Source organism: Mucilaginibacter sp. (assembly GCF_028288225.1).
Classification (GTDB): Bacteria; Bacteroidota; Bacteroidia; order Sphingobacteriales; family Sphingobacteriaceae; genus Mucilaginibacter.
On record NZ_JAQBOC010000008.1, the window covers coordinates 43,252 to 67,546 of the forward strand.

Here is a 24,295-nt window from a genome sequence, read left to right on the forward strand (position 1 = left end):
TTTTTCGTTAAAATCATCAGCTATGAAAAGTTTAATTAAGATATTTTTTACAGTGGCAATTTTATCAGGCACTATAAATATTGTCAGCGCTCAAACCACAAAAAAAGAAAAACAGGCAACTAAGGCTGCCAAAATAAAAGAATTGCTTGATGCCCATCATTATGTTTTTAAGGCAACTTATGTAATCCCGCAAAGAGGTAATTCAAAATCATTAGATTATGGTTATGATGTAATAGTTTCTAAAGATACGGTAACGGCCTATTTGCCATATTATGGAAGGGTTACCGTTGCCCCTATTGATCCTACAGATGGTGGCGTTAAATTTACTTCAACAAACTTTGATTACACTACAAAGCAGGCTAAAAATGGCAGCTATAATATCACTATAACTCCTAAAGATGCAGGCAACCAGGGTTCAAAAGACGTAAGATATTTAAGGGTGAATGTTTCAACCAACGGTTATGCTTCGTTACAAGTTCTCTGCAACAACCGCGATCCAATATCTTTTAACGGTGATATAGAAGAGCGAAAAGCAAAGAAGTAATGGGAAAGTAACAGGTTGGTTGTAAGGGTTGTAAAAGTTAACTTATTTATTGCGCTGCCTCAATATTGCTTTTAAGGTCGATAAGCCTTTTCTTTACATCGCCCTGCAATTTCACCCTTATAAATTTACTGAACAGGCTAAACGGAAACCTTAATTTATAAGAATACAGAAAAACAACTTCCGTACTCATCCCTTTTATTTCTTTAAAGTTTTAGGAGCCTAAAAAAGCCTCGAACATAAAAGGCCCTTTAGTCATTTTTATAGCAGCTGCCTTTAACCTGTTAAAGGTTACATATTCTGTAAATCGTTATAAGGATTAAAACAAACCAATTTACACTTTTAATAATTATAATGCCGCCCAACTAAGGCCGTATTATAATTATTGAGATTCTTCATGTGAATGATATATCTTAAATATCTTTCCTTTAGGATATTTGTCTTTGTGAAAGTTAGTCATGTCCCGAAGCTTAAAATAATATCTTAAACGTTCACCATAGGAAAGACCTGCAAAAAATTGTCTTTGCTCTTCTTCATCTTCCTCAAAAGTGGTGTTTATTTTAATTCGTTTCATGATCAAATATAATGTAGAGATATAATAGTTACACCTCTACACTTAATATTTTACTTTCTACAACTTCTTTAATCTCAGCAACATTACTTGGTCTTCCGTTCTTAAAAGCCTTCCTTGGCTTCAATCCCAGTAAGTCAAACATGGCCATATCAGTATCAAATGATGGATTTGGTGTGGTTAACAGCTTCTCTCCTGCAAAAATAGAGTTAGCACCTGCCATAAAACAAAAGGCCTGCTCAACCAAACTCATCTCTGTGCGGCCTGCTGAAAGGCGTACCACAGTTTTTGGCATAATTATGCGGGTTGTGGCTATCATGCGTACCATATCCCAAACAGATACCCTTGGCTGATCCGCCAGCGGCGTTCCCTGTACCGGTACCAAAGCATTAATAGGTACCGACTCCGGATGTTTGGGTAAAGTTGAAAGGGTTTTAAGCATTGAGATGCGGTCTTCAATAGTTTCGCCTAAGCCTATAATACCACCGCTGCAAACTGTTATCTTAGCTTTACGTACATGTTCCAGGGTCTTTAACCGATCATCATAAGTACGTGTGGTAATAATGCGTTTATAATCATCTTCTGATGTATCAAGGTTATGGTTATAAGCATACAGGCCCGCGTCGGCCAAACGTTGGGCCTGGGCCTCGGTAAGCATGCCTAGCGTACAGCAAACTTCCATATCCAGCTCGTTTACAGCCTTAACCATGTCAATCACCTTATCAAAATCACGGTTATCACGTACCTCGCGCCATGCAGCGCCCATGCATAACCTTGATGCGCCACCGTCTTTAGCCTTTTGGGCTACAGCTACAACCTCTTCCTTAGGCATTATAGCATGCACATCAACACCCGTATTATAGCGGGCGGCCTGCGGGCAATAAGCACAATCTTCAGGGCACCCCCCGGTTTTTATAGATATCAGGGAGCTGATCTGTACTTCTGAATAGTCTTTATTTTCACGATGCACAGAAGCAGCTTCGTAAACCAGGTCTAACAAGGGCCTGTGATATATTTCAGCAATCTCTTCTTTTGTCCAATTGTATCTTACTTCGGTCATTATTTTATAATTTATTATATAAGGGCTAATTATCCAAAAGGCCTTCAACCTCTTGTTTTAATAGTGGTAAATGGTTAATAATGATATTCCAGATCTGTTCCGGCTGTATTTCATCATAACCATGGATTATTTTATTCCTGGTATCAACCATTCTGCGTGCACTCGTAATTTTTATTTCAGGATCTATTTTGAGCAAACAGTTTACAGCTTCTCCAATAATTTCAAGATTTCTTTCTATTGCTTGTTGAAGCATCATATTCTGTCTGAAGCTTTCAAATATTACCAATAGAGGCTTCAATCTTCTCTAAAGCGATTTGTATATCAAAAAGATATTTCTTTTCTTCACGCAGCATAGATCAATCGTTTTTTCTCATTTATCTCTTCAATAAAATAAGGATTTTTTAAAGAGTTTTCTATAACTAAATCGATCTCCCTGTTAAAAACAGCTCTTAATGAATCATGTAAATCCCACCAGATCTCGCCTCTTTCCAAAGGCTCTAATCCGTCTTCAAAATTGATAAGTAAATCAATATCACTTTCGTCATCAAAATTATCACTCACAACAGATCCGAAGGCAAAGGCGCTTTTTATTTTGTGATCCTTGAACAACTTTGTCACCTGTGGCAATTTCGATTGTAATGTTGCGTGTAACATATATTAAATCTACTTAAATTTATTAAGCTCTTTATTTTTCAATAAGGTCAAATTTACAATAAAGCCTTTGTTTCTTATTAATGTATTATAAAAGTTTAGTCGCAAACCATAAAGGCAGTAAAAAACCCGCACAATCAGTAAAGGTAGTTATAATGATAGAGGATGCCACAGCAGGATCTATCCCTACTCTTTTTAACACCAACGGAATTGAAGCCCCGGTTAAGCCCGCAATTATCAGGTTGCCGGTCATTGCTAAAAATAACACCAACCCAAGCATTGGGTTTGCATCATAAAACAAAGCTACAAAGAAAACTATCAAACCATTGGCTGCACCGTTAAGCATGCCTACCAAAAATTCTTTTATTACCGCATTATATGCTTGTTTGTCACTTAAATCACTTAATGAGATACGCCTTACAGTTACAGCCAGCGCCTGGGTCGCCGCGTTGCCACCCATTCCCGCAATAATGGTCATATATGCTGCAATTGCCGGTAGCCGCTCAACTGTGGAATCAAAGTGCCTGATAACTGAAGCAGCCAGGTAAGCCGTGCCAAGATTAATAACCAGCCATGGCAAACGGCTTTTTACCGCTTCTTTCCAGTTACCGCTCAGTTCCTCGTCTTCTGATACACCGGAGATCTTCAAGATGTCTTCGGTACTCTCCTGCTCCATTACATCGATGATGTCATCAACCGTAACACGGCCCAGCAGCTTCATATTATCATCAACAACCGGAATAGTTGTAAGATTATATTGAGAGATCAGTCCGGCCACATCTTCCTGGTCGAGATCAGCTTTAACATAAACAAAATCAGTATTTACCAAATCGCGCACATGGGCATCAGGACGGGCTTTCAGGATAGATTTAATCGACAAAATACCTTGCAAAATATCGGCATCATCAACCACATAAATTGTATAAAACTCCTCCATCTCCTCCGACTGGCGAATGATGTCCTCCAAGGCATCTTTTTTATCAAGGTTGATGTTCACCTTAATAATTTCGGAGTTCATTAATCCGCCCGCAGTATCCTCATCATATTTTAATAATGCTCGGATGCTATCAGCATCATCCTGATCCAGGTCTTCCAGTATTTCCTGCTGTTCGTCTTCATCAAGCTGTGAAATAATATCTGTAGCATCATCATAATCCAGTTCCTCAATAATCTCCGAACGTTTTTCAGGGTGAAGGCCAATAAGCAGTTCACCCGGATCCTGTTCCTCGTGCATTTCGGAAATTACTTCTGATGCAACGTCGGTTGGGAGAATATTGATGATCCTTTCTTTTGCTTCCTGCGGGAGCTTTTCAAATAGCAAAGCAATCTCCGAAGCGTGGTATTCTTTCAGAACACGCTCTAATTCAGCATCATCACCAGCAAGCGCGGTTTCGATGCGTAAGAGATCAGACTTATCTATTTCAAAAGATTGCATATGCGACTAAAATACATATTTATTTATTTGCCTAACTTATAATTTGAAGATTTAGACCAATTGACACGCCTAACAAATAATACATTACAGACGCAAAATATTGTGTCTCTACATTGTGTGATCGTACTTCGTGATTACCCCATTCAACTTACTTAATTTTGACAGGGTTTGATTAACCTGTATTTTGCGGATAGAAATCCGGATGCTGCAATTGTTATCAAAAGCCTGGTTAATTATTGTTAATCCATCGTCTTTAATTATCCGCATTACATCATTCATTTGCAGGTAATCAAATTCAATAGTATAAATATCATTTACTGTTTTTTGAATAATTATAGCTTGTTTCAACGTTTCTTCGGTTGCCATTTTATAGGCATTTATCAACCCCGGTACACCCAATAATGTCCCGCCAAAATAACGGACAACCACAACTGCAAGATTGGTAAGATCGTGTGATAATAATGTATTCAGAATCGGCCTGCCGGCTGTCCCCGATGGTTCCCCATCGTCATTCAGGCGAAATACAGAACGGTCAATACTCAACCTCATAGCCCAGCAATGATGATTTGCCTTTGGATGTTCGGAGCGTAACTGTGCAAGGTTATTTTTTAGGTCTGCTTCGCTGTTTACCGGGTAGGCAAAGGCAAGGAATTTGCTGCCACGATCGCGAAATAAACCTTCCGAGGGTTTTTCAATAGTACGGTAAGTGTCGTCAAAAAGCATTAATGAGAAAACAGCTTGGTAAATAATTGCGGATAATAAATAATTGTGATAGCCAGTAAGGCTAACAGGATGCCTATTTTATTAAATAAACTCAGCTTCTCTTTAAAAACAAATACCCCAATAAACGTACCGGCTATAATAACGCCAATATTCATAGATGAAAACACTATTGATGGATTTTTAGCCAATGATTGGTGTGCTTTTATATAAAACAGGATATTCCCAAAATTGGCAATCCCTAACACCCAGCCGATCAAAATATGGGGCCACGAAAACCGCATTGTTTTATTAATAACCTGGTATAACAAACCAATAAGCGCTATTGCAAACGCTAATGAATAAACAATGAACAGAGATGTACCTGTCGATATTTGCTTAACAAGGGCTACCTGCTTAAATAAAACATCAATAATGCCCATCCCAATAAACACAACTAACAGATAGATCCATGAGCTGGCCAGTGCTTTATTCTCCCGGTTATTACGAGCGTGCTTTTGCCAGGGTATCAGGCATATGATTGCTGCAAAACCTATAATTAATCCAATTAGCTTAATGGAGTTAAGGGTTTCATTAAAAAACAAAAATGCAGCCAGTATAGGGATAAAAAGAGATAAACGTTGAGCAACATCCGTCTTTACTATACCGGTTACTTTTACCGAGGCGGCAAGTATTACAAATAATGAGGGTAATAGTAAGCCCAGTAGCCCGTATAAATATAATGGCGCATCGCTAAGATTACCTAATTGCGGTTTTAAAAATAGCCAGCTTAAAACAATAGCCATGCTGTAATTCCACGTGATGGCCTGGTAAACGTCAATATGATAGCGTTTGGCCAGCTTTAACATTATTGATACGAATACACTGCAGCAGATACTTAAAAAAACGTAGAGCATTGGGTTGGTTGATTGAGTTGAATAAGTTGATTAGATGAGTGGCTGATTATGTCTTTTAACTTAATCAACCTAATCTAACTCAATCAACTATTCACTAACATTAATATTTTATCTTTCCCTGATGAATATTCACCGGTTACTTTCCCTATTACAGCCGGTGCTTTTATTCCTTTTTTCAATTCCTTTTCACCAGTAAAAATACGGGCCTCATCCCACAAATCTGCTTCAATAAAGCTATTTAATGTATGGGCGCCACCTTCAATAATTACCGACTGGATATCCTGAAGATATAATTGAAATAAAATGTACTGGGGTACATATCTGTCAAAATCTTCAAGGGCAATATACTTGTTTTTACCTTCAATATCAGTTTTTAGTTCATTAAATATCAGTGTTTCAACAGAATGATCAAATACATTTAAGTTTTGGTTTAATTCGAGTTTTCTGTCAATCACAACCCGCTTTGGTGATCGGCCTTGTGCATATCTGGCGTTTAATTGTGGATTATCAGTTGCAACGGTGTTCTTTCCAACCAATACAGCATCTTCTTCACTGCGCCATTGGTGTACCAGCTTCCGGGATTCAATACCGGTTATCCAATGCTGACTGTTATTATCAGGCGCAAAAAAACCATCGGAAGTTTGTGCCCATTTTAGAATGATGTATGGACGGTGCTTTTGTACCCTGGTAAAAAAACGCCGGTTAAGCCATTGGCATTCTTTCTCTAAAACACCAACAACAACTTCAATGCCTGCATCCTTTAATTTTTCAATCCCTTTGCCATCTACCTGGTTAAATGGATCGCGGCAGCCAACAATTACTTTTGGGATCTGGTGCTTGATGATCAGATCGGCACAGGGCGGTGTTTTGCCATAATGCGCACAAGGTTCCAATGAAACATATATGGTCGCCTGTTTTAATAGTTCGGATGAATTGGGATGTTTATTGATAACCTGTTCAATAGCATTAACTTCGGCATGTGCTTCGCCATATTTATGGTGGTAGCCCTCTCCTATTATTTTATCATCAAATACAACAACAGCACCCACCATTGGGTTAGGACTAACGGCGCCAATACCCAATCCGGCAAGCTCAATACAGCGTTGCATATATTTTTCGTGTTGCACCATGCTGCAAAAGTAGCTTTTATGTTACTTTGTTGCATGAAAACTATAAAGGATGTTTTTGTTGGTTATAAGAAAGGGCTTGATAAGGTATACGATGCAAATGAGCTAGGTGCTATAACGCTATTGACAGTCAGTGAAATATGCAATGTATCAAAAGCAAAGATCAAAGCCTTTCCTGAAGACGAAATATCTTCTGAACAAGTCGAAAAGCTAAAGAGTATCCTTGATGAATTAAAAACGGGAAAGCCGATCCAATATATTTTAGGGAAAACCGAGTTTTATGGTCTACCTTTCAATGTAAATCCATCCGTGCTGATCCCCCGGCCTGAAACGGAAGAATTGGTAGAATGGGTGATTGGGTCAGTTAGCAGTAGGCAGTTGGTAGTTGGCAGTTTATTGGATATTGGTACAGGTAGCGGGTGCATTGCTATCAGCCTGAAAAAGAATCTGCCAAATTTTAAAGTATCTGCTATAGATATTTCTGCTGATGCATTGCAAACAGCAACATCAAATGCAAAATTTAATGAGCTTGATATTGAGTTTATTGAAGATGACATACTAAGTCCAAAATCTCATATCTCGCATCTCACATCTCATATCATCATCAGCAATCCTCCCTACGTTACCCTGCATGACAAAACACAGATGCATAACAACGTAACAGACTTTGAACCGCATACCGCCTTGTTTGTTCCGGAAAATGATCCATTGATATTTTATAAGGCAATTGCTGATTATGCTGCTGCTCACCTAACCCAGGATGGTTTATTATTTTTCGAGATCAATGAAAGTTATGGCAAGGAAACTGTCGAACTATTAGCTGATAAGGGCTTTAAAAACATTGAGTTAAGGAAGGACATGAGTGGCAGGGACAGGATGATCAAGGCACAGTTTAAGCTTCCTTAATAACTTTTAAAATCGGTGAAATAATTCCCAATATCAGTGAAATCACAAAAAATTAACTTCTGGGGTGAAACTGTATAATAGTTCCCTTTAAATACTCCCTGTCCAAATGGGTATAAATCTCGGTAGTAGTAATACTCTCATGACCCAGCATTTCCTGCACAGCACGCAGATCGGCGCCCCCTTCTACCAAATGAGTGGCAAATGAATGTCTGAAGGTATGCGGGCTGATTGTTTTAGTTATTCCGGTAAGCTCCGCTAACTGCTTAATTACCATGAATATATACACCCGGCTTAGCCTCGCTCCCCGTCGGTTTAAAAAGACCCGGTCCTCTTCCCCTTTTTTTATGGAGATGTGTACGCGAATATTTTCTATCCAGATCTTTAACGCTTGTACTGCCGATCCGCCTATTGGTACTAATCGTTCCTTGCTGCCTTTTCCTGTTACCTTAATAAACTCAATATCTAAATAAAGATTGGATAATTTAAGCTCGGTTAGCTCCGAAACCCGCAGTCCGCAGCCATATAACACTTCAAGTATTGCTTTATTGCGCCCGCCTTCGGGTTTGGAAAGATCTATGGCATTTATCAGCTTATTTATATCCTCATAACTTAAAGTATCCGGCAATTTGCGCTGTATTTTGGGTGATTCAAGCAATTCAGAGGGGTCACTTTTTATAAGATCCTCCATTAAAAGATATTTATAAAATGATTTTATGCCCGATAAGATCCTGGCTTGTGAGGAAGGGATCATGCCCAAATCCGCTGCCCAAACAATAAACTGGCGAAGATTGGTTAAAGTTATATTTTCAGGATTTACTTTAAAGTCTTCCCTGTTAGCAAATTGAAATAGCTTTTCTATATCTCTGCTATAGGCCTCAATTGAGTTCCCCGACAGTGATTTTTCCAATTTTAAATAAGATTGAAAACCTTTTATTGCCGAACGCCAATCCAATTTGATTTTTTTTAATGTTTTTAGTTAAGTTTGAACAGATGAAGATACAAATTATAAACGGCCCTAATTTAAACCTCCTTGGTGTACGCGAGAAATCAATTTACGGAAATACTGATTTTGAAACATACCTTGACGAGCTTCGCAAACGTTATCCATCTGTTGCAATTGATTATTATCAAAGCAACGTGGAAGGCGAAATTATAAATAAAATTCACGAAGTTGGTTTTGTTAACGATGGGATTGTTATAAACGCTGGCGCCTATACCCATACATCCATTGCCATTGCCGATGCTATTGCTGCTATAAAATCACCAGTTATTGAGGTGCATATTTCAAACGTTTATAAACGCGAAGAGTTCAGGCATCACTCAATGCTGGCAGCAAGTTGTAAAGGCGTTATTGCCGGTTTCGGGATGGATTCCTATCGTTTGGCTATTGAAAACCTTATAAATATTTAGTAATTGTACAAAATGCCCAGCATGCGCAAAATAATTAAGTTAACCCCGCTAATTATATTTTTATTGACTGCTTTTTCATCGTATGAGGGGCTTGCCCAGGATAAAAAGAAAAAGCCGGAAACAGCAAAGAGAGAAACTGAAAGACGCAAAATGCATTCACGCGATTCATTATTGCGTTCATTTAACAAGTCTGATACTTCAATAAACAGCCTTTCACAACGAATTGAGCAGTATACAACTACGTTTAACCAGATAAATAATAACCTGGCTGAAGGTATTGACACAGCCGATATAAGCCAGGGGTTTCCGGCGGTTATAAAAAGGATCAATAGAATTGATAGCCTTATTAACACTCATAAATCAAGCACGTTACGTTATTTATTTGTATTAAGAGACAACCTTGATCATATGCAGGGTGACATAGAAGGCTGGCAGTCTGACCTGGAAGATGTTAGTACAAAACTAATTCAAAACCAAAAAGAGCTCATCAAATTTACTAAAGATACCTCGCTGAAAATTGTTCCGGCTGATAGCTTAATAAGGGAAGCTTTTTTTGCACATCGAAAAAGTGTATTTAGTCTGTTTCGTAAAACCGATTCTGTTAACCGTGCCAATTTGCTAAAAGTTAATCTTCTACAGGATAAAATTGCCGTTGCTTACACTAAAATACTGGATGAAACTGACCAGATAGATTCAAAAATAAAGAGATTTGCAATAAAGGCTATAAATGGAGAATCTGACTATATATGGAATACAAAACTACAGTATAATGATTTCAAAGCTGCATTAAACAGTACCATCAGGCTTAATAAAATACTTTTTAACTATTTTATAAAGAACGAAACTTTTACTCATTATTTGGGAGTATTGTTCCTGGGCCTGGTATTTGCCTGGATATTCTATGTAAGGAGAAAAACACTTCGCCATCATGAAAACCCTGAAACCATACTAAACGAAGCTAATTATATCTACAAGCACCCTATTGCAGGTTCATTATTGTTTGCAGTAGCTATAATCCCATATTTTTATGATCATCCCCCTATAGTTTTCCTGGAAACGCTCTTTTTAGTATCTATTACTTTATCGCTGTATTTGGTGAAAAAAGATTTTGAACGCCACTATTTCACCTTTTTACACCGGTTATTTTGGCTCACCATTATTTATGGGGCAAGCAACCTATTCATCCAAATTTCAAATGTAGACAGATATGTTATTTTGTTATTAAGCATTGCCTCGCTCATAATAAGCTTTTCGTTTTATAAAGAAATTAAAAAATCTCCTGATAATCATCTTCCAAATACAACACCGGCACTCAAAATATTTATTGCATTGCAATTTTTATCGTTGTTATGTAATATAACAGGCAGGTTCAGTTTGGCAAAAATAATTGGTGTAACATCCGTTTTTAACTTATGGTTTTTAATTATCCTTTTTTTCGTGGTGCAGGTAATTATCCAGGGTTTGTTTTTGCAATTCCAGGTTAAAAGTGATGAGAAGAGCATTTTAAACTGGATAGATTATACAGTTGTCCAGAAAAAATTCAGAAGTACACTTATCACTTTAGCTTCACTGGTATGGCTTTTCTTTTTACTTCAGAACTTAAATATTGACGATTGGGCCCGTGATTACTTTAGCGATCTGTTAAGTCAGTCACGCAGTGTTGGTGATGCCTCCTTTACTTTTGGCGGGTTTGTTATTTTTATAGCAGTTATCTGGCTGTCATCTATAGTATCAAGAATAGTCAGTTATTTTTATGATGTTTCGGCCCAGCGTGTTAATGATCTATCAGTAGCTAAAAAGAAAAACCGCACCTCTACCCTTTTAATCAGGATGGGAGTTTTTTCATTGGGTTTTCTTTTGGCTGTTGCTGCTTCAGGTTTCCCATTAGAAAAATTAACCATAATTATTAGTGCTTTCGGTGTGGGTATTGGCTTTGGTTTGCAGAATGTTGTGAACAACCTGGTATCAGGTTTAATACTGGCATTTGAAAAGCCTATCCAAATAGGCGATGTTATAGAGGTAGACGGTGTTTCAGGAACCATGAAAGAAATCGGAATCCGGTCAAGTAAAGTATCAACGGGTGATGGGGCCGAAGTTATCATACCTAACGGCGACCTGATATCGCACCATGTAATAAACTGGACATTAAGTAACAGCTATCGCCAGGTTGGCCTGGTAATTAATACGGCCTACGGTGTAGACATTAACAAAGTTAAAGAGCTGTTGAAGGATCTATTGATTAAACGGGATGATATTATGACCACTCCCGGCCCTTCTGTGTTCCTGAATAATGTGAGCGAAAGTGCCGTAGAATTCAAGCTGTTTTTCTGGGCCGCCGATATCGGTACGGTTTCAGAATTAAAGAGCCGTGTGTTAGCTGATATTTTCGATGCATTCAGAAATGAGAACATTGCAATACCTTCAACGCAAAAGGATTTGTATTTACATTTTCCGGAAGGCGCGCCTGCGGTAATGCTGGAAACAAAAACAGAAGAGAAAAAAAGTAAAATGGATATTAAGAACGATCTTAATAAAAGCGATCCGGATCAAGATCAGTAAAGTGTCTTTTCTTTTTTACAAAAAATTCCCATACTAAACTGCCTTTGTACATGCCTTTTTTACAATTTACGGTTGGCAGTGTACAATCAGCTGCGGTTACTTTTGGCCTTTTATCTTTTATAGACTGATGCTGTCTTTTAAAGAGACTTAAAACAAAGTTTTGATGCGCACGGCTAACGGCCCAGGCATCTTTGCGCTTGCCCTCTGTTAAAAAGCGAAGTAATGCCAGCAGGTCCATCCAAATGCGGATGCTTATCACAAATACAGCGCGCCAAAATGGGAGATTATTTTGCAACAGCAATAAGTTGTTTCTGAAGTTGAGGTAAGTTTTAAACGGGTTCTCCACATTTAATGTACCACCGCCCAGGTGAAACACTTCAGATTCGGCACAGTACATTACTTTATAGCCCATATTTTTTAAGCGCCAGCACAGATCAATCTCTTCCATGTGAGCAAAAAAACGATCGTCAAAACCACTTGCTTCATGCCAGCAATGTTTTTTAATAAATAATGCAGCGCCGGTAGCCCAAAACACCTCACCCGATTGCTCGTATTGGCCTTTATCTTCCTCAATTTCATAAAACATCCGCCCCTGGCAAAAAGGATAGCCATAGCGATCAATAAAGCCACCGGCAGCACCTGCATGCTCAAAATGATCTTTTTGATTATATGCCAGTATTTTTGGCGCTGCGGCTGCAATTAGCAGATCGCTTTCCATTAAATTAATAACAGGTTGGATCCAACCAGGCGAAACCTCCACATCAGAATTAAGCAGAATGTAATAATCGGCTTCAACATGTTCCAGCACCCGGTTATATCCACCCGTAAAGCCATAGTTATCATCATTCTCAATAATGCGAATTGATGGATACTCTTGTTTAATAAACTCAACAGAGCCATCAGTTGATGCATTATCCCCGATAATAATATCAAGGTTGGGATATATTGACGATAATACTGATGGAAGAAACTCGCGAAGGTGTTTAATGCCGTTCCAATTCAATATAACTACGGCAACTTTGGGTGTATAACTCATTTATAATTTAGTTCATAAGTTCAATGGTTTATTTGTTCATTAGTTAAATAGTTCATTAGTTAAATATTTTGATAAGTTTTTTATATCCGCATTACATACCAATGAACCAGTGAACAAATCAACTAATGAACATCTTCAGGCTTAATTTTCCATCTCCGGTGCGACCATAACCAGTATTCAGGTTTTTCTTTTATTAATGATTCCAGGTACTTTACGTGAATCTCCGTAATCTCGTAAGGTTTGGTTTGTTTTGGCTCTTCAACCAAGGGTACAAAGGTATAAGTATAATGGCCTCTTTTTACTAAATCTATTCTATAAAATATAACAACGCAATCAACCACTTTTGTTAACTTTTCTATCCCAAGAAATACTGCTGTTGGCTGATTAAGAAAAGTGGTAAAGTAGTTTATTTCGTGCTTTACAGGTGTCTGATCAGATGCGAGTACAGTAAAGGTAAGTTCATTCTTGTATTCAATCATTTTACGAAGCGTTTGCTTCATGGATATCATGGTAGCGCCAAAACGGGAACGCGTACGGTTAAAAAAGTCTGTGAAAACTTCATTTGACTGCGGCTTATAAACAATTACTCTCCTTTTATCTGTCAAAAAACCAAAGCTCAGGCAAGCCATCTCCCAGTTACAATAATGTCCTGCGGCAGCCATAATACTTTTTCCCTGTTTAAAGTAATGTTCCACCAGTTCAGGATTGGTTGGGATCATTCTTTTTCTTACCTGTTTTTCAGACATGCTAACCGATTTAATGGTTTCCATCATCAGGTCGGCCATGTATTTATAGTATTTTCTTTCAATAAGCCTGCGCTCTTCTTCTGTTTTTTCAGGGAATGAATTTTTCAGGTTTTCCTGTACAACCTTACGGCGATAACCTGTAATGTGATAAAGAATTACAAATACAACATCGGAGATAAGGTACAAAAACCAGAAAGGAAGCAACGAAAGCAAATACAAAAAGAATGTACCTAATCTTGAAAGCCCTTTTTTTATCATTATTTTCGTCCGGTTTTTGATACAAACATAAAATATATGATTGAAAAAGGCGCTGTGTTACCTATGTTTTATCTTCCGCCGGTTGAATATTTTGTAAGATTGAATACTTACAAGCCTGATATACTGATAGAAAGCGAAGAACACTTCCCCAAACAAACCTACCGGAACCGGGCAAACGTTTACACACCCGATGGCGTGCTTACATTAACAGTGCCTGTAATAAAAGGTTCAAAAAATCATACAAAAATAAAAGATGTTAAAATAAGCTATGATTTTGAATGGCAGCGCCTGCATTGGTTAAGCTTGCAGGCTTGTTACCGTCGTTCGGCTTACTTTGAGTATTATGAGGATGAGTTGGTGCCGTTTTATGAGAAAAAGTTCAATTTTCTTTTTGATTATAATGAGCAGCTTTTGCAATTTATACTCAAGGCAATGAAAATAAAGCTTGAGCTAAAATATACTAAAAGCTACGAAGCTGAATATCCCAATTTAGCTGATTATAGAAATACCATTAGCCCCAAACATGAAACAGACATTGAGCAAAAGCCATACTTCCAGGTATTTGAAGACCGCAAAGGTTTTATAAAAAACCTAAGCATTGTTGATCTGCTGTTTAACCAGGGGCCGCATTCTGTTAATTATTTATAGAGAGTATGATTTGTGTAATAGTTTGTTATTAATTGACCCGAATCGGTTTTTATTATTTGCAGGATTTCCTGAACATCCAGTACCGAAATATTAAGCGTAATGAACAGATCAGGCGTTCTATTGAGTCGCTTGCTAAAAGCGGGATTCGCGCGGGCGTTGATAACATTATAGCAGAGGCCGAGCTTTCAAAAGCCCGGTTAAATTATATCGAATTAAAAAATCAGCTTAAACAGCTGCAATTAAACGTATCAGCAATAAGCGGCTTACCTTACCAGTCAATTATTCCGGATAAAGTTGTGCTAAAAGCTTCTGATGAGATAAAACAGGGCAACAAGATCCAATAAAATACGAGGTGTTTTGTGTTTTACAACCGATAGCCACTTCAGGCTGTCTATTTTTTTATTTTGTAATTCATTATTAAACAGATATTTATAATATAATATTTAATTATTGTTAACCTTTTTTCATAAATATTTGTGAATTAAAATATTACGCCTACCTTTACACTACTAAATAGGTAGATTTAATAGTATTAAATAAGAAAATGAAAACTTTAAAGCTTTACCTGCACTTAATTAGCAATGCAGGCCGTTGTCCCCAATCTCCCAAATTGTATATGCGTTGTTGTTGATCTTTCATTCAAAACGCATAATTCATAGTATTTACTCAAACTTTTCATGTTTAAAATTAACAAATGAAATTACCTTACGTAATCAGAACCGTAATCCTATTGAGCGCACTTTTTAGCGCCCTTGCTTCAAAAGCACAACAAAATGAAGATCTTTTGAATCTTTTGATCAAGAAAAATGTATTGAGTCAGCAGGAAGCGGATTCAATTCGTGCTGACCAGGCTATAAAAGAACAAGCAAAAAAAGATAAGGCAGCCAATCAGCATGGAATATCAATAGGCAAAGCCTTACAAATAAGCGGACTGATACAGGCACGCTACCAGGGATTTGAACAATCAACAGTCAACAACACTTTTGACCTTCGCCGTGTACGCCTTGATCTGCGCGGCAATATAACCGACAGTTGGTCGTACGATATTTATACCGAGTTTGGCGGTCCTGGTGTAAAGCTTGTTGATGCCTTTGTGGCATACAGAGTTGGCGATTATCTGAAATTCTCAGCAGGTCAGTTTAAAATTCCATTCTCTATAGAAAGCCTGACATCCGACTCGCAACTGGAGTTTTCTGACAGGTCGCAGGTAGTTGAGGCACTTGTTTCCAGATCGAAGGATGTGATCGGCAATTCCAACGGTCGTGATATCGGGATCCAGGTTAACGGCAGTTTTGCAAAAATTGATGACTTTTATTTGTTTGATTATTCGTTAGGCTTATTTAATGGTGCAGGTTATGATATAACTACGGATAATAATAATCACAAAGACATAAGCGGGAGATTAAGCATCCACCCGGTCAAAAATCTTTCCGTATCAGCTGATTTTTATAACGGACAAGGTTACTACGGAACACCGGCTGCCAATCAAAAAAGAAACCGTACCGGTGTTGATGCCCGCTATGTTTGGAAAGCGCTATCGCTAACTGCCGAATATGACAAAGGCACAGATGGTAACATAAAAAGATCAGGCTGGTATGGCCAGGCCGCTTATTTTATCCTGCCAAAACACCTGCAGCTTGCAGCAAAATATGACACCTACGATCCAACACAAACCAGCTTAACCGACCGTACCAACTGGTATACCGGCGGGGTGAACTATTACTTTAACGACTGGACAAGGCTTACCGTTGATTACACCATTCGTCATGAACAAACTACCCAGGTAAAGAACAACCTGCTTAACGCACAATTACAAATAGTATTTTAAATAAAACATAATGAAGAACGCAATATTAAGGCAACGGGCATTTATAGTAGGTGCGGTTGCATTGGTTACAATAACCACCATTTCTTCCTTTACTAAACGGGTTTCCCCTAAGCCGGTTGACGATCTGGAGGGTACCATCAGCATATCAGGGGCATTTGCCTTGTACCCGATCACCGTAAAATGGGCGGACGAGTTTAAAAAACTGCACCCCAACGTAAAGTTTAACATTTCGGCAGGCGGTGCTGGCAAAGGAATTACTGATGCACTGTCGGGTTTGGTTGATATTGGTTTGGCTTCCCGGGATATTGACCCTGCCGAAGTTAAAAAAGGTGCTTACACCATTTATGTAACCAAAGATGCTGTGGTGCCAACATTTAACACTGCAAATCCTAACGCAGCAGCATTATTGGCTAAAGGCGCTAAACGCGATCAGTTCCTTAACATATTTGTTAGCGGTAACATTAAGAACTGGAACCAGGTAGCTGGTAAAGTATCTGTCCCTATTCATGTTTACAGTCGTTCAGATGCGGCTGGTGCCGGAGAAACATGGGCAAAATATTTCGGCAAAAAACAGGAAGACCTGCTGGGTGTAGGTGTTTTTGGCGACCCTGGTTTGGCGCAAGCTGTTAAAAAGGATGTTACAGCCATTGGCTATAATAACATAGCCTACCTTTATGATCTGAAAACCCGCAAACAGGTTGCCGGTGTACATGCTTTACCAATTGATGTAAACGGCAATGGTAAACTCGATGCTGATGAAAACTTTTACGATACAATAAACCAATTAACCGATGCCATTGCTGCCGGTAAATATCCATCACCGCCGGCCCGGAACCTTGGCTTTTTATTTAAAGGGAAGCCAAAGAAAAAAGAACTGATCGAGTTTGTAAAATTCGTTTTAACCACAGGCCAAAAGGATGTTGACGAAAACGGTTACATAGCGCTTTCAAAAGCAAAAATTCAGGAGGAGCTAAGGAAAGTTAATTGAGTTGAATGGGTTGATTAAGTGAGTGGTTGCTCTTGGCTGTCAATTTAACTTAATCAACCCAATCTAACTTAGTCAACTCAATCAACTAACATGAACATACGCTTAATTAAAGATAAGATCCTATCAAAACTGATGCTGGTATTTACGCTGGCATCAGTTTCTTTATTAGTGGTAATCGGGATCGGGTTATACTATAAATCCATTCCGATAATCCACCGGCTTTCGTGGGGAGAGCTCATCACTTCAAGTACCTGGAAACCACTTAAAGGCCTGTTTGGCTTTTTCCCGTTTATAATGGGCACGTTATGGGTAACTACAATCGCCATAGTTATAGCCTTGCCCCTATGTCTGCTTACTGCGCTGTACATTGTTGAATATGCTCCAACAAGGGTTAAGCGGATCCTTACACCTTTTGTAAACCTGCTGTCGGGGATCCCACCAGTTATATTTGGAGTATGGGGCGTATTGTTTATTATCCCGCTTATTCAAAAATATATTGCTCCGCACTTTGTTGAATTTTCAACCGGTTACAGTGTTTTGGCCGGAGGGATTGTTTTGGCAGTGATGATCTTTCCGCTTATAGTAAGCATCATCAGCGAAGTACTCCGAACAATTCCGCAGGAACTAAAAGATGCTTCCCTTTCATTGGGCGCTACCAAATGGGAAACCATAAAAAAGGTTATCCTGCGCAAAGCTTTGCCGGGCATTATTGCAGCAACGGTATTGGCAATCTCCCGTGCTTTCGGTGAGACGATAGCCGTTTTAATGGTATGCGGTAATAATGCGGCAGTGCCTCACTCTGTATTTGACCCCGGCTATCCTCTGCCTGCACTTATTGCCAATAACTATGGCGAAATGCTTTCCATCCCGCTATATGATTCGGCGCTGATGTTTGCGGCCCTGCTGCTTTTTATAATTATCTTATTGTTTAACATTATATCGCGGGTAATATTAACCCGTTTGGAAAGGAGACTTGCCGCGTGAAAAAAAGAAAATTTGAAGAGCTGTTTTTTCGTGTGCTGATGGTATTGGCAACTATAATTGTTGCAGGAAGCTTTTTCCTGATCGTTGGAACCATATTTTTTAAAGGAGTGCCATACATGAACCTTGATATGATAACCAAAACACCGGGTGGCGGTTTTTATATAGGTAAAGAAGGTGGGATCTTAAACGCAATAATCGGTTCCTTTTATGTAGCGGGCGGGTCAACCATATTGGGCTTATTAATAAGTATCCCGGTAGCTATATTTATTAACATGTATATGGATGGTAAAAGATTTTTATCAAACACCATCCGCATGGCATTTGATGTATTGTTTGGGATCCCATCTATTGTTTATGGAGCCTTTGGATTTTTAATAATGGTATATTTTGGCCTCAGGGCCTCTTTATTGGGCGGCATTATAGCCGTGACCCTACTGGTGATCCCTATTTTAGTGCGCACGCTTGATGAGGTGATCCGAACTGTGCCTTATGAGTTGCGCGATGCTGCACTTTCCCTTGGCTCAACCCGTTGGGAGACGGCCAAAGTTGTTTTAAGGCAAATAAGGCCGGGGATCTTTACCGCTATACTATTATCCTTCGGCAGGGCCATTGGCGATGTTGCCTCGGTGCTGTTCACTGCAGGATTTAGCGATAATGTCCCTACATCGTTGCATGAGCCTGCTGCTACCTTACCCCTGGCTATATTTTTTCAGCTGGGCAGCCCGGTTGAAGAAGTACAAGGCCGCGGTTATGCTTCGGCGCTTATACTCACCATTATTGTATTAATTATCACTGTGTTATCAGACATCCTGATAAAGAAATTCTCAAAACATAAAATTTAAATGACTCAAACTCCACATATCAGCGTACAGCATTTGGATGTGCATATAGGTAACCAGCATATCCTGAAGGATATCAGCATAAATATCCCCGATAAAAAGGTGACATCTATTATCGGGCCTTCTGGCTGCGGGAAAACCACGCTGTTAAAATCATTTAACCGTTTGTGGGATAATACCGCCGACGTAAAAATTACCGGTAAAGTACTGGTTGACGGCGAGGATATATACGACCCCAATGCCGAAGTAACCCATATCCGTAAAAAAATGGGACTGCTTTCGCAACGCCCCTATCCCCTGCCTATGTCCATTTATGATAATGTGGCATACGGGCCGCGCATTCATGGCATCCGTAAAAAACAGGTGCTGGATGAACTTGTAGAAGAACAATTAAAAGCCACCGGTTTATGGAACGAGGTAAAAGACCGTTTAAATGCTTCGGCTACGCGGCTGTCTATTGGTCAGCAGCAGCGTTTATGCCTGGCCCGCGGACTTGCCGTTGGGCCGGAGATTATTTTGGGTGATGAATCAACATCTGCACTTGATCCTGTATCTACTGCCATAATCGAGGATCTTTTTATCAACTTAAAAGAAAAATACTCCATCGTATTGGTAACACACATTCTTAGGCAGGCGCGCCGCGTATCAGACTATATCATATTTGTTTACATGGGTAAGATCATTGAATTTGGGCCGACGGAAGAAGTTTTACTGAACCCTAAAGAGGAGTTGACCAAAGAGTATGTGAAAGGATATATAAGTTAATTCTATAAATTAACGTGAGTTCGATATAAAGTCTGATGGAACACACTGATTGTCAGCTACTTAAATCAGATTAGTTCTTGATATACGGCTAAATATATGATAATCAGCATGTTCCACTTTGTTCCGGGTGTTCCGCGTGAAAATGGAACGCTTGTCAGCATAGATACACAAACTTGCGCTTCGCCTCATCTAAAACTACGGCCGCACGCGGTTGGAGAAGGGTTTGGTTATGTCGAACTCGTGTTAAATTAACGTTTTTTTAATTAAAGTTCACCAAATTTTAATGATTTATACCTAGTTATGAATAAAATAAACCTAAAACATGTAATTCCTTCCTGAATTACTATTGGTTTTATATTAAATCATATTAAAATCACAACTTTTGCCATACTTTAGCCGTATATTGCACCATTTATTATTATAAATGGCCTATAACTACCAAAGAATCATTATTAAGATCGGGTCAAATGTATTGACCCAAAAGGATGGCTTGCCCGATCAAAATCGCATCAATCACCTGGTTGAGCAAATTGCTAAAATAAAAAGGCAGGGGCTTGAAGTTGTCTTGGTTTCATCCGGGGCAGTAGCTTCCGGAAGAAGTTTAATTACCATTTCAGAAAAATTTGATTCTATTGCTACACGGCAGCTGTTTGCTTCAATTGGCCAGGTTAAGCTGATCAACACCTACGCACAGCAGTTTGAAAAATATAATATCCTTTGCTCGCAGGTATTGGTAACAAAAGAGGATTTCAGGGATAGGCTGCATTACCTGAACATGAAAAACTGTTTGAAGATCCTTTTACAACACCATGTTATCCCGGTAGTGAATGAAAACGATGTGGTATCAGTTACAGAATTAATGTTTACTGACAATGATGAACTGGCGGGTTTAATCGCCTCCATGCTGAATGCACAGGCACTTATTGTGTTAACCAATGTAGATGGTATTTATGATGGCAATCCGGATATGGATGGTGCAAAGGTAATTGAAGAAGTAAGCGGCAAGCATATTGATTTTTCAGCTTTTGTAAGTACAGGCCGTTCACAATTTGGTCGGGGTGGTATGATCACCAAATCAACCATGGCGCAAAAAATAGCTCAATTGGGCATTGCAGTCCATATAGCCAACGGCACTAAAGAAAATATTTTGATTGATGTGCTTGATAATAAGGTCGCACATACCTACTTTGTTCCTAACAGATCGGCATCAGGAAAAAAGAAATGGATTGCTCATGCCGGCAATTATGCTAAAGGTGTAGTACAGGTTAATGAAGGCGCCAAAGCCGCGCTTACATCTGCCAAAGCATCAAGCTTGCTTCCTGTTGGTGTAATTAATATTATATCAGAATTTAAAAAAGGCGAAATAATTAAGCTTGTTGATGAAAATAACAAGCCAATAGGGCTGGGAATTGCAGAATATGGTTCTGATAAGGCCGCTGAAATGATTGGAAAAAAAAATCAAAAAGCGCTGATACATTATGATTATCTTTACTTAGAATGTTAGATCTCTATAATTCATATTTTGAAAACGCCCGCTCCGCTGGTAGAAAAAGCGTTTCCGGGGTTGTCATAAACCAGGTATTGAATGATCTGGCCGATACAGCCGTAGCCCGAACCGGTTATTTAATACTTGAAAACCAAAAAGACCTTGACCTGATGGATCCAAAGGATCCAAAATATGATCGTTTAAAGCTTACACCGGAACGAATTGAGGATATTGCCAAAGAAATAAGGAATGTAGCCCTGTTGGATACACCATTGGGACAAATACTTTCGGACAAAACAATGCCGAATGGTTTGCAGATCTCTAAAGTGCGGGTACCCCTTGGGGTTGTCGGAGTTATTTACGAAGCCCGACCAAATGTAACTTTTGATGTGTTTTCGCTTTGTTTTAAAACAGGGAATGTTGGTATTTTAAAAGGGGGCAGCGATGCTTACCATTCAAATAAAGCCATTATTTCCATAATCCAACGGGTTTTATCAGACCATGAACTTGATATCAATATTGCTACCTTACTGCCTGCAGAACGGGAAGCAACAGATGCACTGCTAAATGCTATTGGGTATGTTGATGTTTTAATACCGAGGGGGAGCCAGCAATTAATTGATCATGTGCGAAATAACAGCAAAGTACCCGTAATTGAAACCGGCGCCGGAATTGTGCACACTTATTTCGACGAATTTGGCGATTTGGAAAAAGGCGCTAATATTATATGTAACGCCAAAACCCGCCGGGTTAGCGTGTGCAATGCATTGGATTGTTTAATTGTTCATTACAGCAGGCTGCGTGATTTGCCAAAGCTTTTGAAATATTTAGGCGAGAAAGAAGTGGCGCTTTATGCCGATGATACTGCTTTTATGATACTCCAGGGCCATTACCCTGATACATATTTAAATCATGCTAAACCTGAGCATTTTGGAACTGAGTTTTTATCCATGAAATTGGCTGTTAAAGTAGTTGAGAGCTTTGAAGACGCGCTTGACCATATAGCACAATACAGCTCAAAACATAGTGAAGCCATTATATCGGAAGACATTGAGCGGATCGAAGCCTTTTTAAACCAGGTTGATGCTGCCGTAGTTTATGTAAATGCATCTACAGCCTTTACTGATGGGGCACAATTTGGTTTAGGTGCCGAAATTGGTATAAGCACTCAAAAGCTACATGCCCGCGGCCCAATGGGCCTGGAAGAGCTAACCAGTTACAAATGGGTTGTAAGAGGAAACGGACAAGTGAGGTCTTAGTTAAATAACGTGAGTTCGATATAAAGGTTGACAGTAGTGCTTTATTATCAGCTACTTGCATTTTGATAAAAATGAAAATAACTGATAATGAGCGTGTTTCATAGCGTTCCGGGTGTTCCGTGAGTGTCTCGTCCTGATTAGGGTTGACAGAAAGGAATGTCAGATGAACTACGAAGAAATCAGGAAACAGGTAATTGAAGAATACTTTGCAGGTGGAGTAAGCTTGCGTACCTTAGCCAAACAGTATAACCGTGCCCCTACGAGTATTTACAGATGGATAATGGCTGAGAAAAAGCAAAACAAAAAGCGGGAGCTCCTTAACCCGAAACCTATTATTAAAACCCCTCTGCCGGAACTGGAGTCGATGTCGACAGATGTTGCCTGGCTGCAGCAAGAATTACGATTGTCAAAGATCAAGATATTGCTGCTGGAAGCAACGATAGATATATCCGACGAACAATTTGGTACCGACATGAGAAAAAAAGTTGGCCCCAGGCAGTCATGAGAACAGAGCAAACGTCGGGAGTAGGCATATCCCTTCTTTGCTCACTGTCTGGTTATACCCGCCAAGCTTATTATAAGCAACGACAACATAAAGCAGATATGAAGCTACAGGGGGAACTTGTTATCCAGCAGGTGCAAACTTACCGAATGGTGCAGAAGATAGTGGGTACGCGTAAATTGCATTGGTTACTGGCCCCTTTTTTCGGGCAGCATGAGATCAGTATGGGACGGGATGCATTGTTTGACCTTTTACGTTTCCATAGTCTTTTAATCGGCAAAAGAAGGTCTTACAAGCCTAAAACAACGGATTCGAACCATCGGATGAGGAAGTATCCAAATCTGATAAAAGATCTATCGCCAGTAACATCAGGCGGATTATTGGTTAGTGATATTACTTATGTTGAGCTAGGTAAGGAGAATAGCTACCTGAGCCTGGTAACCGATGCATATAGCCGCAAGATCGTTGGCTTTCATCTTAATGAGCAGCTTACTGCCGCCGGCCCTGTGGCTGCCTTAGAAATGGCGATCTTGTCGTACGGGGATAATGTCACAGGACTGATCCATCATTCAGACCGTGGCTCGCAGTATTGCAGTCATGAATACATTGAGATACTAAAGGACCGGGAGATCAGCATCAGCATGACCCAAAGCGGGGATCCGCGAGATAATGCCATAGCCGAAAGGGTAAACGGCATATTAAAAACGGAATTGCTTGAAGAAGTCTATGCCGATATAAGCACAGCCAGGACAGCTATCGCCCAGGCTGTTAATACGTATAATTATTTAAGGCCACACAGCAGTATAGATATGCTTACTCCGGCAATGGCACATAGTAAGATCGGTTATCTCAAACGTCTTTGGAAGAGCTTTTATCAGAGGAAATTGGATAAGGAGGCAGTTATGGATGGATAGAATAAGAGTTATCCACAAAAACCGGATGACTTTTTTAAAAAAAAAAGAAGCAAAAAAAGAAAAACGTGTTAGGATGTGGAGAACGCTTCGCGTTCCCCACATCCTAACACGACAAACAAGCAACAAATAGTTTTAACTTTATAAAAAAACAGTGACAACTTTTTTC

The 24,295-nt window shown here is 39.3% G+C and carries 27 protein-coding genes; 15 read left to right on the forward strand and 12 right to left on the reverse strand.

Annotated features, from left to right (window positions below; translation table 11 throughout):
• Positions 1-22 precede the first annotated feature (22 nt).
• Positions 23-544 (forward strand): DUF4251 domain-containing protein, encoded by a 522-nt coding sequence (locus JWQ54_RS02565; protein WP_299579728.1) that lies wholly within the window; start codon positions 23-25, stop codon positions 542-544.
• Between the two features lie 46 nt (positions 545-590).
• On the opposite strand, the gene JWQ54_RS02570 is transcribed toward JWQ54_RS02565, so the two are convergent.
• The 9 genes from JWQ54_RS02570 to ribD all read right to left on the reverse strand — a co-directional run bounded on the left by JWQ54_RS02570 (position 591) and on the right by ribD (position 7,004).
• Positions 591-734 (reverse strand): hypothetical protein, encoded by a 144-nt coding sequence (locus JWQ54_RS02570; RefSeq protein WP_299579731.1) that lies wholly within the window; start codon positions 732-734, stop codon positions 591-593.
• 189 nt (positions 735-923) lie between these two features.
• Positions 924-1,115, reverse strand: coding sequence for a hypothetical protein (locus JWQ54_RS02575; protein WP_299579734.1), 192 nt, complete (start codon positions 1,113-1,115; stop codon positions 924-926).
• A 28-nt stretch (positions 1,116-1,143) separates the two neighbouring features.
• Positions 1,144-2,172, reverse strand: a complete 1,029-nt coding sequence (gene bioB / locus JWQ54_RS02580; RefSeq protein WP_299579737.1) for a biotin synthase BioB — start codon at positions 2,170-2,172, stop codon at positions 1,144-1,146.
• Positions 2,173-2,197: 25 nt separating this feature from the next.
• Positions 2,198-2,470, reverse strand: a complete 273-nt coding sequence (locus tag JWQ54_RS02585) for a DUF86 domain-containing protein (protein WP_367187075.1) — start codon at positions 2,468-2,470, stop codon at positions 2,198-2,200.
• A gap of 44 nt (positions 2,471-2,514) precedes the next feature.
• Complete coding sequence (locus JWQ54_RS02590) at positions 2,515-2,826, reverse strand: nucleotidyltransferase family protein (protein ID WP_299579740.1); 312 nt, start codon at positions 2,824-2,826, stop codon at positions 2,515-2,517.
• An 85-nt stretch (positions 2,827-2,911) separates the two neighbouring features.
• Entirely contained in the window at positions 2,912-4,258 is a 1,347-nt protein-coding gene (gene mgtE, locus JWQ54_RS02595; RefSeq protein ID WP_299579743.1) for a magnesium transporter, read from the reverse strand.
• Between the two features lie 108 nt (positions 4,259-4,366).
• Entirely contained in the window at positions 4,367-4,981 is a 615-nt protein-coding gene (locus JWQ54_RS02600) for a YigZ family protein (protein ID WP_299579746.1), read from the reverse strand.
• The gene (locus tag JWQ54_RS02605; protein WP_299579749.1) at positions 4,981-5,874 is read right to left on the reverse strand and encodes an EamA/RhaT family transporter; all 894 of its coding nucleotides are present in this window, start codon (positions 5,872-5,874) and stop codon (positions 4,981-4,983) included. The genes JWQ54_RS02600 and JWQ54_RS02605 overlap by 1 nt, the downstream gene beginning before the upstream one ends.
• 83 nt (positions 5,875-5,957) lie before the next feature.
• Entirely contained in the window at positions 5,958-7,004 is a 1,047-nt protein-coding gene (ribD, locus tag JWQ54_RS02610) for a bifunctional diaminohydroxyphosphoribosylaminopyrimidine deaminase/5-amino-6-(5-phosphoribosylamino)uracil reductase RibD (protein WP_299579752.1), read from the reverse strand.
• A gap of 33 nt (positions 7,005-7,037) precedes the next feature.
• On the opposite strand from ribD, the gene prmC reads away from it, so the two are divergent.
• The gene (gene prmC, locus JWQ54_RS02615) at positions 7,038-7,907 is read left to right on the forward strand and encodes a peptide chain release factor N(5)-glutamine methyltransferase (protein ID WP_299579755.1); all 870 of its coding nucleotides are present in this window, start codon (positions 7,038-7,040) and stop codon (positions 7,905-7,907) included.
• 52 nt (positions 7,908-7,959) lie between these two features.
• Here the strand turns inward: prmC and xerD are convergent, their stop codons facing one another.
• Entirely contained in the window at positions 7,960-8,859 is a 900-nt protein-coding gene (xerD, locus tag JWQ54_RS02620) for a site-specific tyrosine recombinase XerD (protein WP_299579758.1), read from the reverse strand.
• A gap of 38 nt (positions 8,860-8,897) precedes the next feature.
• Here xerD and aroQ point away from each other — a divergent pair, with 38 nt between their 5' ends.
• Positions 8,898-9,317 carry a type II 3-dehydroquinate dehydratase gene (gene aroQ / locus JWQ54_RS02625; protein WP_299579761.1) on the forward strand — a complete coding sequence of 140 codons (420 nt, stop codon included), beginning with the start codon at positions 8,898-8,900 and terminating at the stop codon, positions 9,315-9,317.
• A gap of 21 nt (positions 9,318-9,338) precedes the next feature.
• Positions 9,339-11,876: a mechanosensitive ion channel domain-containing protein gene (locus JWQ54_RS02630; RefSeq protein ID WP_299579764.1), complete on the forward strand. Its 2,538-nt coding sequence runs from the start codon at positions 9,339-9,341 to the stop codon at positions 11,874-11,876.
• Here JWQ54_RS02630 and JWQ54_RS02635 read toward each other — a convergent pair.
• Positions 11,845-12,912: a glycosyltransferase family 2 protein gene (locus JWQ54_RS02635; RefSeq protein ID WP_299579767.1), complete on the reverse strand. Its 1,068-nt coding sequence runs from the start codon at positions 12,910-12,912 to the stop codon at positions 11,845-11,847. The two genes, JWQ54_RS02630 and JWQ54_RS02635, sit on opposite strands and share 32 nt — an antisense overlap.
• Positions 12,913-13,034: 122 nt before the next feature.
• Positions 13,035-13,916: a lysophospholipid acyltransferase family protein gene (locus JWQ54_RS02640; protein ID WP_299579770.1), complete on the reverse strand. Its 882-nt coding sequence runs from the start codon at positions 13,914-13,916 to the stop codon at positions 13,035-13,037.
• Between the two features lie 36 nt (positions 13,917-13,952).
• On the opposite strand from JWQ54_RS02640, the gene JWQ54_RS02645 reads away from it, so the two are divergent.
• The 11 genes from JWQ54_RS02645 (at position 13,953) to JWQ54_RS02695 (ending at position 24,129) form a co-directional block, all read left to right on the forward strand.
• Entirely contained in the window at positions 13,953-14,564 is a 612-nt protein-coding gene (locus JWQ54_RS02645) for a WbqC family protein (RefSeq protein WP_299579773.1), read from the forward strand.
• Positions 14,565-14,596: 32 nt separating this feature from the next.
• A complete protein-coding gene (locus tag JWQ54_RS02650; protein ID WP_299579776.1) occupies positions 14,597-14,908 on the forward strand; it encodes a TolC family protein in 312 nt (103 codons plus the stop codon).
• 350 nt (positions 14,909-15,258) lie between these two features.
• A complete protein-coding gene (locus JWQ54_RS02655) occupies positions 15,259-16,392 on the forward strand; it encodes a porin (RefSeq protein ID WP_299579779.1) in 1,134 nt (377 codons plus the stop codon).
• A gap of 10 nt (positions 16,393-16,402) precedes the next feature.
• On the forward strand, positions 16,403-17,380 hold the full coding sequence (locus tag JWQ54_RS02660; protein WP_299579782.1) for a PstS family phosphate ABC transporter substrate-binding protein: 978 nt from the start codon (positions 16,403-16,405) through the stop codon (positions 17,378-17,380).
• Between the two features lie 90 nt (positions 17,381-17,470).
• Positions 17,471-18,364 carry a phosphate ABC transporter permease subunit PstC gene (pstC, locus tag JWQ54_RS02665; RefSeq protein WP_299579785.1) on the forward strand — a complete coding sequence of 298 codons (894 nt, stop codon included), beginning with the start codon at positions 17,471-17,473 and terminating at the stop codon, positions 18,362-18,364.
• Complete coding sequence (gene pstA, locus JWQ54_RS02670) at positions 18,361-19,206, forward strand: phosphate ABC transporter permease PstA (RefSeq protein WP_299579788.1); 846 nt, start codon at positions 18,361-18,363, stop codon at positions 19,204-19,206. Before pstC ends, pstA begins: the two co-directional genes overlap by 4 nt.
• The gene (locus JWQ54_RS02675; RefSeq protein ID WP_299579791.1) at positions 19,207-19,968 is read left to right on the forward strand and encodes a phosphate ABC transporter ATP-binding protein; all 762 of its coding nucleotides are present in this window, start codon (positions 19,207-19,209) and stop codon (positions 19,966-19,968) included. It abuts the gene before it with no gap.
• A gap of 424 nt (positions 19,969-20,392) precedes the next feature.
• Entirely contained in the window at positions 20,393-21,472 is a 1,080-nt protein-coding gene (gene proB / locus JWQ54_RS02680; RefSeq protein WP_299579794.1) for a glutamate 5-kinase, read from the forward strand.
• Entirely contained in the window at positions 21,466-22,713 is a 1,248-nt protein-coding gene (locus JWQ54_RS02685; protein WP_299579797.1) for a glutamate-5-semialdehyde dehydrogenase, read from the forward strand. Before proB ends, JWQ54_RS02685 begins: the two co-directional genes overlap by 7 nt.
• Positions 22,714-22,876: 163 nt before the next feature.
• Positions 22,877-23,218 (forward strand): hypothetical protein, encoded by a 342-nt coding sequence (locus JWQ54_RS02690; RefSeq protein WP_299579800.1) that lies wholly within the window; start codon positions 22,877-22,879, stop codon positions 23,216-23,218.
• Positions 23,215-24,129, forward strand: coding sequence for an IS3 family transposase (locus tag JWQ54_RS02695; protein WP_299579803.1), 915 nt, complete (start codon positions 23,215-23,217; stop codon positions 24,127-24,129). Before JWQ54_RS02690 ends, JWQ54_RS02695 begins: the two co-directional genes overlap by 4 nt.
• Positions 24,130-24,295 lie beyond the last annotated feature (166 nt).

Excerpts from the sequence above, each read along its gene's own strand:
- JWQ54_RS02590 (WP_299579740.1), bottom strand. The coding sequence starts at position 2,826 with ATGTTACACGCAACATTACAATCGAAATTGCCACAGGTGACAAAGTTG.
- JWQ54_RS02630 (WP_299579764.1), top strand. The coding sequence starts at position 9,339 with ATGCGCAAAATAATTAAGTTAACCCCGCTAATTATATTTTTATTGACT.
- JWQ54_RS02570 (WP_299579731.1), bottom strand. The coding sequence starts at position 734 with ATGAGTACGGAAGTTGTTTTTCTGTATTCTTATAAATTAAGGTTTCCG.
- JWQ54_RS02690 (WP_299579800.1), top strand. The coding sequence starts at position 22,877 with ATGAACTACGAAGAAATCAGGAAACAGGTAATTGAAGAATACTTTGCA.
- aroQ (WP_299579761.1), top strand. The coding sequence starts at position 8,898 with ATGAAGATACAAATTATAAACGGCCCTAATTTAAACCTCCTTGGTGTA.
- proB (WP_299579794.1), top strand. The coding sequence starts at position 20,393 with ATGGCCTATAACTACCAAAGAATCATTATTAAGATCGGGTCAAATGTA.
- pstC (WP_299579785.1), top strand. The coding sequence starts at position 17,471 with ATGAACATACGCTTAATTAAAGATAAGATCCTATCAAAACTGATGCTG.
- JWQ54_RS02645 (WP_299579773.1), top strand. The coding sequence starts at position 13,953 with ATGATTGAAAAAGGCGCTGTGTTACCTATGTTTTATCTTCCGCCGGTT.
- mgtE (WP_299579743.1), bottom strand. The coding sequence starts at position 4,258 with ATGCAATCTTTTGAAATAGATAAGTCTGATCTCTTACGCATCGAAACC.
- JWQ54_RS02635 (WP_299579767.1), bottom strand. The coding sequence starts at position 12,912 with ATGAGTTATACACCCAAAGTTGCCGTAGTTATATTGAATTGGAACGGC.
- JWQ54_RS02655 (WP_299579779.1), top strand. The coding sequence starts at position 15,259 with ATGAAATTACCTTACGTAATCAGAACCGTAATCCTATTGAGCGCACTT.
- ribD (WP_299579752.1), bottom strand. The coding sequence starts at position 7,004 with ATGGTGCAACACGAAAAATATATGCAACGCTGTATTGAGCTTGCCGGA.
- JWQ54_RS02640 (WP_299579770.1), bottom strand. The coding sequence starts at position 13,916 with ATGATAAAAAAAGGGCTTTCAAGATTAGGTACATTCTTTTTGTATTTG.
- JWQ54_RS02565 (WP_299579728.1), top strand. The coding sequence starts at position 23 with ATGAAAAGTTTAATTAAGATATTTTTTACAGTGGCAATTTTATCAGGC.
- JWQ54_RS02605 (WP_299579749.1), bottom strand. The coding sequence starts at position 5,874 with ATGCTCTACGTTTTTTTAAGTATCTGCTGCAGTGTATTCGTATCAATA.
- JWQ54_RS02600 (WP_299579746.1), bottom strand. The coding sequence starts at position 4,981 with ATGCTTTTTGACGACACTTACCGTACTATTGAAAAACCCTCGGAAGGT.
- bioB (WP_299579737.1), bottom strand. The coding sequence starts at position 2,172 with ATGACCGAAGTAAGATACAATTGGACAAAAGAAGAGATTGCTGAAATA.
- prmC (WP_299579755.1), top strand. The coding sequence starts at position 7,038 with ATGAAAACTATAAAGGATGTTTTTGTTGGTTATAAGAAAGGGCTTGAT.
- JWQ54_RS02675 (WP_299579791.1), top strand. The coding sequence starts at position 19,207 with ATGACTCAAACTCCACATATCAGCGTACAGCATTTGGATGTGCATATA.
- JWQ54_RS02660 (WP_299579782.1), top strand. The coding sequence starts at position 16,403 with ATGAAGAACGCAATATTAAGGCAACGGGCATTTATAGTAGGTGCGGTT.
- JWQ54_RS02695 (WP_299579803.1), top strand. The coding sequence starts at position 23,215 with ATGAGAACAGAGCAAACGTCGGGAGTAGGCATATCCCTTCTTTGCTCA.
- JWQ54_RS02685 (WP_299579797.1), top strand. The coding sequence starts at position 21,466 with ATGTTAGATCTCTATAATTCATATTTTGAAAACGCCCGCTCCGCTGGT.
- JWQ54_RS02575 (WP_299579734.1), bottom strand. The coding sequence starts at position 1,115 with ATGAAACGAATTAAAATAAACACCACTTTTGAGGAAGATGAAGAAGAG.